Consider the following 16675-nt stretch of genomic DNA (forward strand, 5'->3'; position numbering starts at 1 on the left):
ATCTCCTATTTATTATTCAGTGCAATCAGTGCGTCCTGAAGGCTATTAAAAATTACTATATCTCCTTGCTGTTGGAACAACTTGAGTTGATCAGAAGATATTGTACGCAAATCAAAGTGACCCAAGTCCACACGAGCACTAAAGAACTTGTCTCTATAAAAAACAATATTCCAACCAAAGTATGACTCCCTCAGTAATAACAGATCATGATGGTGTTTATCTCCGTGACAAAGTGCGTACAAACGGTTGTCGACGACATTATTATTTAATATTGCTGAACTTATCGCCTCTACCAAATAGTATCCATATCCAACACCTTGCTGTTTAAAGGCTATTACATCTTTAAGGTGCTTGAACTCCCTGATAATTTGCTTAGAGCCGCAAATGTAATAGCCATCAACAACAAATATTGATTTGTCATCACATAAATCGTATGCAAGTGCAACGTTATTAGTGTTTATGGACGTATCAAATTCAAGCCAACCAGGTAAATCAATATCCAAAAATATTGTATTCAAAAATTCACCAAGTTTTCGAATACGAGGAGTAAACAATGCTGGATATATCCTATCAATAGTTTCTTGGATATAACTGTCTTCCCATGTATGGTTAATACGCTCAATATGCAATAAATCCAAATTGACCGAAAGCCCTAAAAATTGCATTACTCGATCAAGAAAAGTATTGACGTCAATTTGCAGGTCATCATAAAACAATATGAGAAACTGTTCTTTTGGAAAAACTGTAAGCCACCGACTTAGATTCTCAGCGTAATCGCTGGCAACAACAGGTCCGTCTGACAGCACATAAGACAATATCTCACTTTCTGTACAGTTTTCCCGGTTACGAAAAGTATGTTTCCAATCAGACGCGAGCCTTTTTCTGGGTTCCCGAAGGATGTATATTAACTTCAACTGGGGATTCATGTCGTAGATAAGCCGAATCCGAGAAAGTGGTAAACTGGCGTATGAAGGCGTCGCTTCCCCTTTGACTTGCCCTATTCCTCCTATGAATTGATTCAGATAGCTTCTGTAATCGAAGTTGAGTATATTCGATGAGAAAAACTTAAGTTCCTTATGCTCAGCAACGAAAGCGTTAGATACCTGTTTTATTATTTCGCTAAGAAACGTTGTTCCAGATCTCGGTGCACCTATAATCATGAAATCTGGAATCAGATTTGGATTAAAAATATCGCTTAGGATGTCTTGTTTAACATTATCTTCGCAGCTTTGGTATGTGTCACGATCGACGATAAATTTATCAAAATCCATGATGTACTAAAACATTCAAATTTGATTTCTCCAATGGAATTTCCAAGAACGATGCCGAGATATCTAGTATCCCCATAAATGTATAATCCTTCTGGTTCTTTATAGTAAAGTGAATAATTGATCGCCGCACTTCCATTACAATCCCTCCAGGTGAACCATCGATTTCTCCAACACCGAGGTCAATAAAATAGTCACCATGATTTAACGGTAACCGAAAATCAAATCGATAAAGACGGCTTTCACCTTTTAATGAGGTTGCCACATGGGTTTTTGCCAAAAAAGTATTAATGCCATAAATCGTAATTCCTGCTAATGTCTTCAACTCGAACCCAACAACCGGTGCGTAAACTGTTCTGTCGTAGCGCACTTTAATATATAAAGAAATCTCATCGCCACCTACAATATTTGTTTTATTTTTTTCTCCTGAAATAATTATTAGGTAATCAATTATTGCCGCACCACCATTCGCAACTATTACTTCTTTGTCATTATAAAAACGCCGTAACAGGCATTCATCTTTATTGGACTTGGCACAAAAAAGATGATCTATATCAGAATCTATAGGTGCCTCAGAAATCAAATGATCTATCACAGGCATTAGTCTGTTGACCTGTGTAACGAACATGAGTTGTAGATATTTATCTACAATATTTTTAGGTTCACCTGCCGCATACAGCCGATGCTTCTCAAGTAATATTGCGTAATCACATAATGCAGTGATGGCATCTACGCTATGAGAAACAAAGAGGATCGTTTTACCCGATTTCTTAAATTCGTGCATCCTTGCGTAGCAACTCTCTTGGAAGCGGGCATCTCCGACGGCTAATGCCTCGTCAATAATTAATATGTCTGGATCAATGCTAGTAGCAGCAGCAAATGCTACCCGTACAAACATTCCTGAAGAGTATATTTTCACAGGCTGATCGAAGAATTCCCCTATATCAGCGAATTTTTCGATTTCAGGAAGTTTTTTATCAATTTCCTTGCTGGAAAAACCCATCACTTGAGCTTGAAATATCACATTTTCACGGCCCGTGAATTCTGGATTAAATCCCGCACCGAGTTCGAGTAACGCGGATATACGACCGTTGACGATCACTTCTCCGCTAGTCGGTTGCATGATACCGGCGATAATCTGCAAGAGAGTTGACTTTCCGGAACCGTTACGCCCCAAGATGCCGACAGTCTGTCCCTTTGGGATTTCGAAACTCACGTCATCAAGCGCCCAAAACTCGCGGTGATAGTGCTTCGAGAACGGATGTAACGCCTCTTTTAGTCTGTCTTGATTGTTATCAAACAAACGATACTTCTTACTGATACCCTTAACAATAATTGCAGTTTCACTCATAGCCGGCTCATATTACGTCAGCAAATTCTGGTTTTAATCGCCGGAATACGTAGGCACCAAAGGCACCAAAAATTAAAGTACCTACCCAAAAGCATGATAATTGCGTAAGGTCATGCCACACAGGTTGGTTGTATAACAGTGCATCACGGTAACTTTCCACTATGTGATAGGCAGGATTAAGGTTTATAAGCGGCTTCCAGCGTTCCGGCAACATGTCAGTACTCCAGACGATGGGCGTTGCCCAAAACCAGAAACTCAATAAAACGGACAGAAACTGTCCTAAGTCACGATGAAAGACATTGACGGCAGCAAACAGCCAGCCCAATCCTAATGTCAGCGTTACTACACAGAAATAAGCATAGATTAACTGGACCAATCCCCAGCCGGGAACGATGCCATGGATAAGGAGTAAGCCAATAGTGAGCGTTAGTAATATCAGATGTCCAAATGTCAATGAAATAATCTCTACCAATGGCAGGGTTTCGGTAGGAAACACCATTTTTTTTACTAAATGACGGTTGCCGACTACGGAGTTGGTCGATGCCGCAAGTGCTTCGGTAAAGAAACTCCATGGCAGAAATGCCGTCATGAAGTAAACATCAAACGGTATACCATTCGGCCCCTTCGCTTTAAAGCCCAAGGAGAAAACCATCCAGTATGAGAATACGGTGGCCAATGGAAGAACAATACTCCAGATAACACCGCCCCCAGTACCAACAAAACGGGTTTTAAAACTGCGACCCGCCAAACTAAGAATGGCTACTCTGTACGCGAGCAACTTCTGACCAAAAGAGACTATCGTTTGCATGCTCTTTTTCAAAAAAATATTTTAGAAAGTGACATGTAAGCCTTCAATAAAATTGTGTTCAGCTTCATTTCGGGTTATTACAAATGTTTAATTCTTTTTGAATTAATGGATAAAAATATGTTGTACATGGACGTAATTTCAAGAGCCTACTTAACATATATTTAATCTCTTTTTTAGCGCTTCCACCAGATCGTTATTATGCTGTTTAACAATCTCGTTATAAGCTTCTATTTTGGGCTCTACAAAACCAATCATTGCCTCTCTGTTGAAAAATAACTCATAAAACGCGGCGAGTGAGTTCCAATCTTTCATTAAAAAACATACATCTTCAATAGGGTTCTGAGCAAAATTCTTGGTCAATATAGGTAAGTTATGATCAATCTCTAAAGCCCGATAAATCCGCATTGAACTGCAATATTTCCAATTGCGTGTTTGTGGCGGGTGTAAAGAAAATGCAGCTCGCTCAATTTTTTCACCTGAAGCCAATACCGAAAATGGTAAGGCTTTGCATCGGCCAAATATATTATTTAAACCCCTTAGTGTGATTTGGAAATTAATTTTTTTTAACCATTTTTTGCGATACTGGGTAACAGTGCCTGTAATTTCAAAAAATAGTTTTTTATCTATCATTAGCTGCTTTATTACATTTTGCTTATTAAACTCCGGGTATATAACGCCCAGAAATTTAAGTGCCTTGCCATCACTTCCCAATTCGTCATCATAACCCGGCATGATAAGCTCATGACTAGACATAGCGGCATCGGCGTATTTAAGATGCGCTTTTAACCCCAGATAGCGCATGTGAAAGTAAATCAACTTATGCTGCTTGAGTAGGAACTTAGCTAGCGGGTTTGATACCTTCTTTCTGAGAAAATTAAGCGCAATATAATTTGTGACAGAAAACAAAAAATATATAAATAAAATAGGGCTATACAACAACAAAGCCACGTAATCACGAAATCGTAATGAGGGAAAATCGTCGCGTGATTTACGTAAGTAAACATTAATCAAAGCAATAATGGCAGAATCAAATAATCCGCCAAAGTGATTGAGCGACTCAATTCCGTACTTCCGTTCTTTAAACTCTGTTAATAGGTAAATACATCGGTTATTGGGACTGTCCTTACTAAACGCTGCTATGCTTTTATTTTCGATATAATTAGTAAATTCGTCGATAATGATGTTGGTCGAATTGATGTGTAGCGTAGTTGACACCTCAACTTGAAAACCCCTGGAACCAAACACATTTTTACATAGCGTCAAATAGTCCTCGATACCATCCTGTTTACCATGGTTACCAGTATAGATAAATAGACGGCTATCCATTAAATCTACTTCCTAATTTCATTTTTCCGCTCCGACCTTTTCAATTCACTCTGCTTGAATTGTTGCTTCAACAAAATCACCAACGTACTGGCATCTTCAATCTCACCGTTGGCAATAAGATTATCAATTTCTTCTGTGTTATAAAATGCCAATTCTCCGTGTCCAAGTTCGCCATCCACCACACTCGCAATCTTTCCAGTCACTATTACCGTAAAAAGGCGGGTGCGGGCTTTGATTACACCCGCCTCAGGCGAAACGGCACCAAGATCAATAAGCTCTTCGGCTGTTACCAAAAAGCCGGCTTCTTCTTGTAGTTCACGTAGCGCAGAAAACCTGACATCCTCGTCCGGCTCAACATGCCCTTTGATAGCCTCCCATGACTCTTTGCCCAGCGGATGCCTGAATATCCGGATCAACCCAACCTTATCTTCGATGATTGGCAGTACGGCAACACCCGCAATTGCACCCTCCAAAAGACAGTTGGGTACTACACTCAAATAACGCTCTACCTGATGCCCGTTTTTATCAACAATGTGGTCTGCGAATACAGAGAAAACGGTGTTTTCAAAAACACGAGTTCGTGAGAGAACGTTAATCTCTGGATCACTATTCGCATTTATAGGATTAGCCGATAAGTTGGGTTTTATCATTGGGAGCGTTAATTAAACGTTGCCGTATTGTGTGTTTTTGATCATGGTGTAGCCTTTGATCAACTCTGCAATGCCTGTATCTAGCGACATCGAAGTTTTATAACCGGTTGCTTCAATTTTTTCGTTCGATACTATGTAGTTGCGCTGATCTGGATCTTTACCTATTGGCGCATCAATAAAAAGAAAGTCCGGTATTTGCTTCTGAATGGTTTCGCAGAGTTCTTTTTTTGATACGTTTGCCTCAGAAAGTCCGACGTTATAAATCTGTCCTTTCATAGTGTCAAAGTTGCCTATGGCGTGCTGAAAAGCACGAGAAACATCACGCACATGCACGTAGTTGCGTTTAAAATAGCTCTCAAACAGCACGACGAAGCGATCGTTAACGGCACGGTAGGTAAAGTCATTTACGAGCAGATCAATCCGCATGCGTGGTGACATACCAAACACAGTGGCAAGTCGGAAACTGATGGCGTTTTCGCGCTGCATCAGTTCTTTTTCAATACCTACTTTTTCTATGGCGTACTGAGAAATAGGCCGCAGGGGGGACTCTTCGGTGCAGAAATTGTTTTCGTCACCGGTGCCGTAAGCGCTATTTGTTGTCGGCATCAAAACAATTTGCTCTTTGGACAGCAGTTTTATCATCAGGGTAATGGCGTCGTGGTTAATCGTTGTTGCGCCTATAGGGTCAAGGTTACACAAAGGTGCGCCGACCAAAGCTGCCAGTGGAATAACAATGTCCGCTTTTTTAAGTAAGGGAGCCATTACGCTTTCAATGCGAATATCTCCCTTAACAACCGAAAAATTAGGATTATTACAAACATGATTAAGGCTGGTTTGCTTGAACATGAAATTGTCTAGCACCGTTACTTTGTGGCCTGCATTAAGTAAATCAGGAACCATTGTGGAACCCAGATAACCGGCTCCGCCCGTGACAAGTATGTTGTAACTCATTGTGTGTCCTTATTTTTATTTTAAAAGATTATTTGCCAAACATTGCCACTTCAATGCATTCACAGAGCGTGTGGGCTAATATGATGTGCAGCTCCTGAATGGTGCTTGTGGCTATTCCTGGAGCAATAATTGAATAGTCGGCCATTGCCTTTGCTTGCCCCCCATCGTGCCCACAAAAAATAATACTCGGTATATTCATAATGCGGCATTGCTCCAGTGCTTTAAGTATATTGGGCGATTGACCTGAAGTGGTTATACCTAAAAATATATCTTTTCCTGTAGCTTTGCCCGCCAGTTGCCTGGAAAATATCACGTCAAAGCCGTAGTCGTTGCCAATAGAAGTTAGTATAGAGGAATCTACGTTAAGTGCTTCAGCGGGTAATGGCGCTCTGTCGTGAGCCAAGCGACAGACAAACTCGGCGGCCAAATGCTGTGCATCAGCAGCTGAGCCGCCGTTACCTGCAATATAGAGACGTCCACCTTGTTTATAACGGTCGATGATGATTTCTATTGCTTTGGAAAATACCTCAAGACACGCTTCATCGGCAAACAACTGTTGTTTGGCTTGTATAGAGGCTTCCAGGTTCTTCTTTAATCGTGCAATTGTATTCAATAGCCTTCCTTTTTTACTAAGCCAGTAAGGTGGGTGCGCGATGATAATCATCCGGTACGCCAATATCGATAAAGGTGCCTGAAAACTCAACGCCTAGTAAATTCTGCCCCAAGTCCATGGCCGCCACCAAGAAATCATCCTCCAGAGATAGCTTGTCGCCTGGCGTAAACTTTTTATTAAGTAAAGCCTTTGGATTAACCCAATAGACGCCACCATTAGCCAAATGCCCCGCTACACCAGCGCCTGATTTAAGGGAGGTAATTTGCCCTTGCGGCGAAATATCCATCCCCATATATCGACCTTCTTCATGGGTACGAAATAAAGAAAAGCACCAATCTGCGTTATTTGCCAAGGAGAACTCATTTAATAGTTTTAAATCCACAGCAAAATAAGTATCGCCATTCAGTAGTAAAAAAGGCTTGTTTTTACTCACTTTTTCAGTCGCCAACAATAGTCCACCGCCGGTACCGAGTGGGGTTTTCTCAATGACATAATCAAGCTCGGCATCCTTATAACGATTGCCAAAATGGTCAATAATAATCTCATGGCGATAGCCAACAGACAGTACAAAATGACTGACACCTTGTTTAATCCAGTAGTCGATCTGATGCTCAAGAAACGGTCGCCCACTTATCGGCGCCATTGGCTTGGGCAAGTCCGGTACGACACTGCGTAAACGCGTACCCAAACCACCGGCAAGTATAATAGCGGAGGTTACTGCCACTTTCTTATGCCGAATTTATAATTGCACAGAGTTCATCTACTTCTTCATTTTTCAAGTCCGGAAAGTTACCAATGTAAAAGCCATAGAAATGAACATGCTCGGTTTCCGGAAAATCAAGATGATGCGCGTTGGGTACAATGCCTTTCAAATAAGGTTGACGAATTTGATTACCACCACCAGCACTGCCTCTCCGAAATTCGATACCAGATTCGCGCATTTTCTGCATTAATCGTTGGATCAGTTCATCATCCGGGTGCTTCAATATAAGATTGAAGGCATAGTTGCTGGAGCCTTCCAGCTTAAAGTCAGTGCGGTATTTTGACGGATCGATTTGCTTTAAAAAACGCAACAGGTTTTCAGTACGACGTGTCACTATTTTGTCCAGACGTTTAAGTTGACTGCGGCCCATGATGCCGCCAATCTCGGTATTACGGACGTTATAGCCAGCGTAGGCAAAAATAAAGTCAGGGTTTAGCTCAGGGTTTTCATTCGGGTAACGGTCGCGTAAAACATTGTCGTTAGCCTCTCGCACCATACCATGGGAGCGTAACATACGAACCTGCTGGTAGACTTCAGGATCATTGGTGCAAACCATGCCCCCTTCGATGGTGCTCATGTGGTGTGCGTAGTAATACGAAAAATTTGATATCCAGCTTATGCTACCCAGACGTGTGCCGTTATGGGTAGCGCCGTGGGATTCACAGACATCCTCAATCAGCGGGATATTGCGACGTTTGAGTTCATTGATCAGTTCGTCAGTCAACCCATCAAAACCTTGTACATGCGTCAGTAATACCGCCCGAGTTTTATCGGTAATTTTGCTCAAAATCAGGGCTGTGTCCATCGCCAGAGTCGCTGGGTTAATATCTGCAAATACCGGAGTAAAACCGTTTTGCAATACGGATGCGACATCAGAAACCCATCCCAACGGTGGCGTAATGACTTCACCACCTTCCGGGTAACGAATCTTGAGTACAGCCAAGGTCAAAAGGTTTGCGGATGCACCTGAGTTGACAAATACGCTGTATTTAACGCCAAGCCATTCTGACCATTCTGCTTCGAAGGCTCTTACATTGGCTCCGTGGGTCAGGATAGGATCGTCCTGCTTTAAATGTTCTATCACTGCGTCAAGGTCTTCGCGCAGGATGTTGTTACGCATTAAAGGAAATTTCATCTTATTTTTATCAGCATTATTTTGGAAGTGATTGGATAAACGTCGTCACGTTACGTAATACAAATTCAGGACCGATTCCTACCTGTTCGTGCAGTTCAGCACGCGATCCGAGTTCGAAATGGTAAGCCCCTTCGACGCCGATATTAAGCATGCGTGCGTTTAGGCCACGTCGGGCAATAAATTCAAAGAGCATGGCATCAACGCCGCCTCGCCCGCGAAAGCCTTCTTCAAGCGTGACGATACCGGAATAAGATAAGAGAGCGTTCTGAAGTTGGTCGGCAGCAAAATTGGAAATATCAAAAAGGTCTATAACGCCGACCGAATGTCCGGTAACAGCAAGCCTTTCTGCGACTTTTAGGGCGGTATGTAGCATATAGCCGGTTGCCACCAGACAGATACTTTTACCACGTTGATGGATATGAAAGCCGACATCCAGATCTGGGGCGACTGTCTCATAAATTACGGGTAATACTTGGGCATCAAGCCGCAAATATTTAGGGCCCAGAGTGCTTATGCAACGATCAAAAAGAGCACCTGCACTGACATGATCGGCGGGTGAAAGTACTCTAAAATTGGGTAACGCACGCATCAGGGTAATATCTTCGTAACACTGATGCGTGGGGCCGGACACTACATAGCTATAACCAGCGCCAACCCCAATCAAATTGACGTTAAGGGGACGTACTTCTGAGAGTAGCGCCAAGCTGACGCGAATTTGCTCGTAACAGCGCATGGTAATAAATGGAGCAATGGCATAAGCAAAGACAGTGTAACCTTCCAGTGCCAAGCCAACTGAAACGTTGATCAAATTTTGTTCAGCGATTCCTACATTAACGAAACGCTCAGGAAAATCAGCGCGAATTTTGTCTAGAATTGGGGAGCCAAAATCAGCACTGGTGAAGAAAATTTTATGATCTTCCGCCATAGCTTGCCAAATGCGATCAAGCAGTACATCGCGCATGGCGAGTGGTTTGATGCTCATGGGTGTTGCTCCAGCAGGCTGTCAATCAGCTCAGGTTTAGGATTCATAATGTGCGCAAGCGGGGCATTTTCAAGCCCTGGTACACCATGACCTTTCAAGGTTCTGGCTATCAGTGCCTTAGGTTTACCTGTATTGCTTGCTTTCATTTGCAGCAGAGCAGCTTGCACAGCTTCTATATCATGCCCGTCAACTTCATGGCAATCCCAGCCAAAGGCTGACAAGCGGGCGGAGAGCGAGTTATGACTCACAATCTCGTCGGTGTACCCAAGCATGCTAATTCCGTTGTTATCGACAATCAGGTGCAAATTATCAAGCTTATGTTGCGTAGCAAACATGATTGCTTCCCAGTTGGCGCCCTCATGTAATTCACCATCACCGCATACAACAAACACACTGCGGTCACTGCCTTTGCGCTTTAATCCCAAGGCCATGCCTGTGCCCACGCCCAAGCCGTGACCCAAAGAGCCGTTAACGGTTTCGTAGCCAGGAATCACCGGGTCGGGTATCCCACCCAAAAAGCCGCCGGTTTGACAAACGCGCTGCAATTCTTCAAGTAGAAAATAGCTCAAGTCAGCTAAAATGGGATACATGCAGATTGAGCCATGCCCTTTACTGATAATGCACCGATCACGGTGTTCGTCTAACGGCTGGCCAGGGTCAAAACGCAGAACCCCCCCATAATAAAGTGCGACAAAAATCTCGATACAAGAGAGCGATGAGGCTATACGGGTTTCTGGAGCCCTGCGATGTATCGCCAATGTTTCTCGCCATACCCAATGGGCTTTTTCGCGCAGATCAATCGGGTTAACTTTCATGGGCAGGTTCCTTGCTTAAGGTATTGTCGAGATACCATTGGTAGGTGTCTTGGAGGCCTTTTTCAAAATCCACCACCGGTTGCCAGCCAAAGCCTCGAAGACGACTACTGTCGAGTAATTTTCTGGGTGCTCCATCCGGCTTGTTGGTATCCCATTCTATGGCGCCGGTGTAGCCAATGACACGGGCAATGGATTCTGCCAATTCACGAATGGAAAAGTCTTTGCCGGTTCCCAAATTCAGGGGCAGTGTCAGCGTGGTTGTGTTGCCGGTAAGCAGCGCAATACAGGCATCGGCGATATCATCGGTATGAATAAACTCACGTCGCGGTGTACCACTTCCCCACAGCGTCAAACTCTGGGCGCCCGTTAGTTGTGACTCATGGAAGCGCCGAATCAGAGACGAGAGGACGTGGCCGGACTTTGGGTCAAAGTTGTCGTTGGGGCCAAAAGCACTATTAGGAATCACGGGGATAAAACGTTGCTCGCCGTATTGTTGGTTATAGGCAAGACACATTTGTAGACCGGCCAGCTTTGAAATTGCGTAGGCCAAGCTGGTCGGTTCAGGCTGTCCCGATAGTAAAGCGGTCTCTGCCATGGGTTGCGGACATTCGCGCGGATACATGCACGATGAGGCAAACAAAATCAGTTTGCGAACGCCCGTTTCGTGAGCTGCTTTAAGTACATTTAATTGAATAGCCAGATTGGCGTTCATAAAGTCAGCCGGATAGGTCTGGTTCTCGATAATGCCACCGACTCTTCCTGCCGCCAATACCACATAGCCAGGTAAATGCTTGTCAAAAAAACGAGCAACTGCTCCGGTATCGGTCAGTTCCAGATCCGTATGATTAGCCAATAGCAAATTGGAAAAACCTTCGCTTTGCAAGCGTCGAACAACCGCTGAACCAATTAAGCCGGTATGCCCGGCGACAAAAATTTTAGCTGTTTTATTCATTATTTACAGGCCGTTAGGTTGATACAATACGACACGACTGCCGGAATCATCAAAATTGAAAGAGACATGCACCAAGTTTTTAAGACGTTCACGAATTGCCGCATGCTTCTCGGGTTTTGCAAAAAGCAGCATAAATCCGCCGCCGCCAGCACCAAGAATCTTGCCGCCAATTGCTCCAGCACGCATGGCTTCATCGTAAATTTGGTCGATTTCCGGGGTTGATACCTGGTCAGACAAGCTACGCTTGTACTTCCAGCTTAGGTCAATCAGCTTTCCAAATTCATCAATACTCACGTGACTATCCGTTAGAATAGCAATGCCCTCATCAACCATTTCTCGCATACGATTAAGTTCTGTTTCACGATTTTTGAGGTTGTCGATTTTAGATTTTGCGATCGCATCAGCAATGCGTGAAAAGCCGGTAAAACAGAGCATAAGGTGATCATGAAGTTCTTCAAGCCGATACCTTGACAGAATGATCGGTGACACGTCAAAAGAATCATCTTGATGAAAATCAATACGGTTAAAGCCACCGTAAGCAGCTGAAATCTGATCCTGAGAGCCAACATTCTCGCCAATGAGATTTTGTTCTATATGTATCGCATCTTTAGCCAGAGTGTGCTGACTAACCATCTGACCACGAAGCCCGTACAGTGCATGCGCTAAGCCGACAGTAAAGGATGAACTGGATCCTAATCCCGAACGGGCGGGCAAATCGCCATCGTGATGAACTTCCAGACCATCAAAAACATTGGCCCAATTAAATACCGCCCGAACTGCAGGATGTTCAATTTCATGGTTATTACATACATTTTCGATATGGGAGTAGACAATACGATGTTTGTGCTCGAAAAATGGCGGCAAACGACGGCAGGTAATGTAACAGTATTTATCGATAGTGGTTGCCAACACGGCACCTCCGTGTTCCCGATACCATCCTGGATAATCGGTGCCGCCACCAAAAAAAGAAATTCTAAACGGGGTTCTGGTAATAATCATGCGTTATCAATTACCCAATATTTTGCGACTAAGATGGATGCTGACCATGTCTTCTATATTTTTTCTTTCAAGTGTGCCAAATTTTTTCTCAACCAAATTTAAGTAAGCCGGGTTGCTAAAGTACGTTTGCCAAGCTTCGTCACGGAATCTTAAAACATCAGCTGAGCTAACGTATTTTGTAGGCAGTGGTTGGCTTTCGTAGGATAAAAAGGCGTAGCCTTCGTAGGAGTCCGGTAATGCCCACCCGTTTTTCTTTGCAATGTTATACATCGGACTGCCCGGCAATGCCTGGCAAGGATACATATTTGCCATCTCGGTGTTGAGTTCCATGGCGAGATCCAATGTTTCTTGCATTGTCTGCAAGGTGTCTTCCGGGAATCCAAAAATGTAATTACTGATAATTTTAATATCAGAGTCGTTAATTATTTTGCAAACTTCGCGAATATTAACTTCATGGAAGGAACCTTTTGACACTTCTTGGCGAACCAGTTGATTGCCGGCTTCAACCCCCAGCGCAAGCCAGTTGACTCCCGAGCGTTTAAATAAATCAAGCGCGTCTCTGCGAACCGTATCAACCCGCGAGTAGGTCCACATATTGAAACCAAAGTCCTGATCAATGACCTGTTGAAGAATCGGCGTGTAATATTTTTTATTTAAAAAGAACATCTCGTCGCTGATCCGTAAGGTACGTACGCCCATATCAGCGAGTTTTCGCATCTCACGACTTACCCATTCAGGACTCCAGAAACGCATTCCTCGTGAATCTGCGGCATTAATTTCATTGCCGTTATCGGAGCGATTAACGATGTTGATCATGCAAAAATTACAGCCGAAATTACAGCCTAAAGAAGTATATATGGCGGCAAATGGGGTGCGTTTTGCATGATCAAATTCGGCATGCCAGAAATGCGCGCGGTAAAGGTCTAACGGCTTTTCCCGGTAGGGCAGTAGATCCCAGGCATAGCCAGGCAAGTCATGATCCATCCGTTCCTGCGGTACTATGCCCTGTGGTGGATTAAGTGTTGGGATTTTGCTGTTTGCTTGCCCCTGCTTTTTATAACCGATGCCCTTGATGTATTGCAAATCGCTGCCAAGATTGCTCTTAAGAAGATTGTGCAGTGCATAAACGCCTTCATTTAACAGTACGATATCAACACAATTATAATCGAGCACTTCCATGGGTAATGCACTGGTATGAGAACCAACAAAACATATTGGAATTTCAGGGTGCTTTTCTTTAACTGACTTAGCCATCGCTAAAGCACCAATCATGCTGGTGGTGCCAGAATTTGGGTTTTGACCATACACAACAAAGACAACCAGACGTGGTCGTAAGTCTTCGATTCTTTGCACCGATTGCTCAAGAGAAAGTCTTTCAGCATCGCAATCAAGAATACCAACCCCAAAACCTTTTGAGCGGCAAGACTCTGCTAACAACAAAGACCATGTCGGGGGCTCTATAGCTGAGTAAACTATTGCCAAGCCTTGATAGGCTTTAGCTGAAGAGTCTGGATTAACAAACAAGACATCCATGGTTATATCCATTTATTAAAAATGCTGTAGCAAAACAATCCCGGTACAACCAAGTAGTGTGCTAATTACGTAATAAATAAAAGGCAAAACAACTTGCTTCAAGAAAATTGGCGTTAAAATAAGTGCTACAGAAACAAAGCTAAAATGGATTTAAGTAATTACCCTGTTACTAAATAATTGCATAAATACTGCTGAATCAGTTACTTTGTAGCTAAGTTAACGTGAAGAATGTAAGCGTCTAAGCATTTTTATCAATAATTCGAAAGTATAGTTTGCCAATCTAAATTTTCAATAGGTATAAATACTAATACTGCTACCGCAAATGTAATTAATCTATAAGTTACAGTTAGATACGCAAATAATAAGATAAAGATCAAGCACTATTCTGGTAGAATTTTGAGTATTACAAAGTCTGATCAATAACTTAACCATGCCAGCTATTAAAAAAACCGTATTCAGCAGCAAATTGACCGCTTCAAAAAGTCATTTTTGCAATCCCAAGGACTAGTACTCAGTCAATCTGATAATGTCGGATACCATGTCAGTAATTTCGTTATTACAGGGCTACTTTTATCCGACATATCAACGCTGACTGAGTACTAGGTGTTGAGGATTTTTTTCAGCCGACAGCATTACCAACATTATCGCCAATACCCCGCATAAACGCTCCTCGGTGTTCTTGCCCTTAGTCACGCTTAAAGCTTTCATTTTCCAAGTATTAAGTGATGACGGTTCCTGTAAACAGGCAGTGGCAGGCGTATTGATTGATCGTATCGTCGATGGACAATCAGCTAATAAGGTCAACACGGGACCTTACTGTAAAGCCCGCAACGCTCGCCACTAAAGGAACTCAGAGCAGCCACCACAGCTGCTGGTTTGCGTCTTCATAACCAGTCTCTGACCGCGTGGCGATGGAAGGGTTATAACGTTGTCCTTACTGATGGAGCAACGGTACAAATGCCAGATACACCAAAGAATCAGGCAGACTTTCCTCAGCTGGATAGTCAAAAGCCTGACTTAGGCTTTCCGATTGCTCGCATGGCTGTGTTGATTTCTTTGGCTGCAGGAACCGTGCTCGACTATAGCTTGGGAGCCTATTAAGGCAAGGGAACTGGCTAAACATCTTTACTCAGTCAACTGTTTGGCAGCTTGTCAGCTGGCGACTTGCTGATGGCAGACCGCTATTGCTGTACCTTCGCCATTATTGCGCTCTTGCAGGCTCGTGAAATTCCTGTGCTATTTCCACTACATGCCCGGAAAAAAGTAGATTTCAGCTTGGGTGTCTACCTGGGTGCAAGAGATCATTTGATTGACTGGACGAAACCCAAACGGAAACCGGTGTGGATGTCCAAGCAGGACTATAGCGACTTGCCGGAATCGATTACCGTCCGAGAGTTTGCGGTAAACGGCAGAATCTATTTGACCACCTTACTAAATGCAAAGGGCTTTCATAAGCAAGAGCTGGCTATGCTTTATAAGCAGCGCTGGAAAATTGAGCTGGATTTTCGTTTAATCAAAACCAATATGGGCATGGAAATATTACGGTGCAAAAAACCTGACATGTTAAACAAGGAGATAGCTATCCACTTATTGGCATACAACATCATTCGTGGCAATTTGGCACAGGCAGCCAGCCTGCATGAGAAGATACCCCGCCAACTGAGTTTCAGGTCAGCAGTGCAACTGGTCATTCAAGCCGCCAAGCAGATGGTAGGCTTGACAGGGAACCAACTCATAAGCGCCTTGCGTGAATTATTAAAAGCGATGGCATCAACGGCCATTGGAAAACAAAAACGTAAGAGCCAGCCAAGGGCAGTCAAACGCCGACCAAAACCCTTTCCTTTGCTGATGGTGCCAAGAAACGAGGCATGTTTAAGCCTCTGACTTTGTTTTTTATATTTGCGGTAGCAGTATTGAGGGCCTGACCTAGCCATTTTCGACCAGCGTTATAAAAACTTGCCATAATATATTTTTTATATACTGAGTAGCAGTTTACCTAAACTGACTATCGTGCGATTAACTAAGGATAAGCGTAATTATATGCAAAACTTTATTCACCGGTAAAAGTGTATCTCCATAAAAGGCTTCATACTGAAATTTTTCTCAAGGCCGATATTAGCGAATTAGGAGCGAATAGCGGGATAAACAAATCAGCAAGTTTCCTCGGCACTTTTATGGTTAAGATTAAACCTTAATAAAACCAGACAGTTAAGAAAAATTTAGGTTGATTATAATTGACATTAATGACTTTTTTGATAATTAATGAATTTTTATCATTAATGAAGTATTATTGGTAATTATAATGCTCAAGCAAAATTAAATTTGCACTATATAATATTTATGATACCTTTGATTTAGTAAAATTATTATTTTAATAAGATTAACTTATCACTGTTAATTTAAAAATCAAGATTTATAAATAAATGATCACTGTATAAACTAAACATTCAATGACTAACAGAAATTGGCAGGAAAAGACTGGCACCGTTTTTTGGTTGACGGCTGGTTGACTTTGAAAAATAGTCATTT

17 protein-coding genes are annotated in these 16675 nt (G+C 42.8%); 3 read left to right on the plus strand and 14 right to left on the minus strand.

Annotated features, from left to right (window positions below):
• Positions 1-5: 5 nt before the first annotated feature.
• The 14 genes from KKZ03_RS15235 to KKZ03_RS15300 form a co-directional block, all read right to left on the minus strand.
• Complete coding sequence (locus tag KKZ03_RS15235) at positions 6-1271, minus strand: sulfotransferase domain-containing protein (protein ID WP_243217658.1); 1266 nt, start codon at positions 1269-1271, stop codon at positions 6-8.
• Positions 1261-2619 carry an ABC transporter ATP-binding protein gene (locus tag KKZ03_RS15240; protein WP_243217659.1) on the minus strand — a complete coding sequence of 453 codons (1359 nt, stop codon included), beginning with the start codon at positions 2617-2619 and terminating at the stop codon, positions 1261-1263. The genes KKZ03_RS15235 and KKZ03_RS15240 overlap by 11 nt, the downstream gene beginning before the upstream one ends.
• A gap of 7 nt (positions 2620-2626) precedes the next feature.
• Positions 2627-3427, minus strand: a complete 801-nt coding sequence (locus KKZ03_RS15245; RefSeq protein WP_243217660.1) for an ABC transporter permease — start codon at positions 3425-3427, stop codon at positions 2627-2629.
• Between the two features lie 150 nt (positions 3428-3577).
• A complete protein-coding gene (locus KKZ03_RS15250) occupies positions 3578-4642 on the minus strand; it encodes a hypothetical protein (RefSeq protein ID WP_243217661.1) in 1065 nt (354 codons plus the stop codon).
• A gap of 116 nt (positions 4643-4758) precedes the next feature.
• Positions 4759-5403 (minus strand): NUDIX hydrolase, encoded by a 645-nt coding sequence (locus tag KKZ03_RS15255; RefSeq protein ID WP_243217662.1) that lies wholly within the window; start codon positions 5401-5403, stop codon positions 4759-4761.
• A gap of 12 nt (positions 5404-5415) precedes the next feature.
• Positions 5416-6354 carry an NAD(P)-dependent oxidoreductase gene (locus tag KKZ03_RS15260; protein WP_243217663.1) on the minus strand — a complete coding sequence of 313 codons (939 nt, stop codon included), beginning with the start codon at positions 6352-6354 and terminating at the stop codon, positions 5416-5418.
• A gap of 28 nt (positions 6355-6382) precedes the next feature.
• Entirely contained in the window at positions 6383-6967 is a 585-nt protein-coding gene (locus KKZ03_RS15265; RefSeq protein ID WP_243217664.1) for an SIS domain-containing protein, read from the minus strand.
• Between the two features lie 16 nt (positions 6968-6983).
• On the minus strand, positions 6984-7691 hold the full coding sequence (locus KKZ03_RS15270) for a sugar phosphate nucleotidyltransferase (RefSeq protein WP_243217665.1): 708 nt from the start codon (positions 7689-7691) through the stop codon (positions 6984-6986).
• Between the two features lie 4 nt (positions 7692-7695).
• The gene (locus KKZ03_RS15275; protein WP_243217666.1) at positions 7696-8865 is read right to left on the minus strand and encodes a DegT/DnrJ/EryC1/StrS aminotransferase family protein; all 1170 of its coding nucleotides are present in this window, start codon (positions 8863-8865) and stop codon (positions 7696-7698) included.
• Positions 8866-8881: 16 nt separating this feature from the next.
• Positions 8882-9847: a transketolase family protein gene (locus KKZ03_RS15280; RefSeq protein ID WP_243217667.1), complete on the minus strand. Its 966-nt coding sequence runs from the start codon at positions 9845-9847 to the stop codon at positions 8882-8884.
• Entirely contained in the window at positions 9844-10662 is an 819-nt protein-coding gene (locus KKZ03_RS15285; protein ID WP_243217668.1) for a transketolase, read from the minus strand. Before KKZ03_RS15285 ends, KKZ03_RS15280 begins: the two co-directional genes overlap by 4 nt.
• Positions 10652-11614, minus strand: coding sequence for a GDP-L-fucose synthase (locus tag KKZ03_RS15290; RefSeq protein ID WP_243217669.1), 963 nt, complete (start codon positions 11612-11614; stop codon positions 10652-10654). The genes KKZ03_RS15285 and KKZ03_RS15290 overlap by 11 nt, the downstream gene beginning before the upstream one ends.
• Before the next feature lie 3 nt (positions 11615-11617).
• On the minus strand, positions 11618-12613 hold the full coding sequence (locus KKZ03_RS15295) for a hypothetical protein (protein WP_243217670.1): 996 nt from the start codon (positions 12611-12613) through the stop codon (positions 11618-11620).
• A 6-nt stretch (positions 12614-12619) separates the two neighbouring features.
• On the minus strand, positions 12620-14158 hold the full coding sequence (locus tag KKZ03_RS15300; RefSeq protein WP_243217671.1) for a B12-binding domain-containing radical SAM protein: 1539 nt from the start codon (positions 14156-14158) through the stop codon (positions 12620-12622).
• A gap of 661 nt (positions 14159-14819) precedes the next feature.
• Here KKZ03_RS15300 and KKZ03_RS15305 point away from each other — a divergent pair.
• The 3 genes from KKZ03_RS15305 (at position 14820) to KKZ03_RS15315 (ending at position 16030) form a co-directional block, all read left to right on the plus strand.
• Positions 14820-14990 carry a hypothetical protein gene (locus KKZ03_RS15305; RefSeq protein ID WP_243217672.1) on the plus strand — a complete coding sequence of 57 codons (171 nt, stop codon included), beginning with the start codon at positions 14820-14822 and terminating at the stop codon, positions 14988-14990.
• A gap of 113 nt (positions 14991-15103) precedes the next feature.
• Positions 15104-15247 carry a hypothetical protein gene (locus tag KKZ03_RS15310; protein WP_243217673.1) on the plus strand — a complete coding sequence of 48 codons (144 nt, stop codon included), beginning with the start codon at positions 15104-15106 and terminating at the stop codon, positions 15245-15247.
• Positions 15248-15295: 48 nt separating this feature from the next.
• Complete coding sequence (locus KKZ03_RS15315) at positions 15296-16030, plus strand: transposase (protein ID WP_371744746.1); 735 nt, start codon at positions 15296-15298, stop codon at positions 16028-16030.
• Positions 16031-16675: the final 645 nt, after the last annotated feature.

The organism is Methylobacter sp. S3L5C (assembly GCF_022788635.1).
Classification (GTDB): Bacteria; Pseudomonadota; Gammaproteobacteria; order Methylococcales; family Methylomonadaceae; genus Methylobacter_C.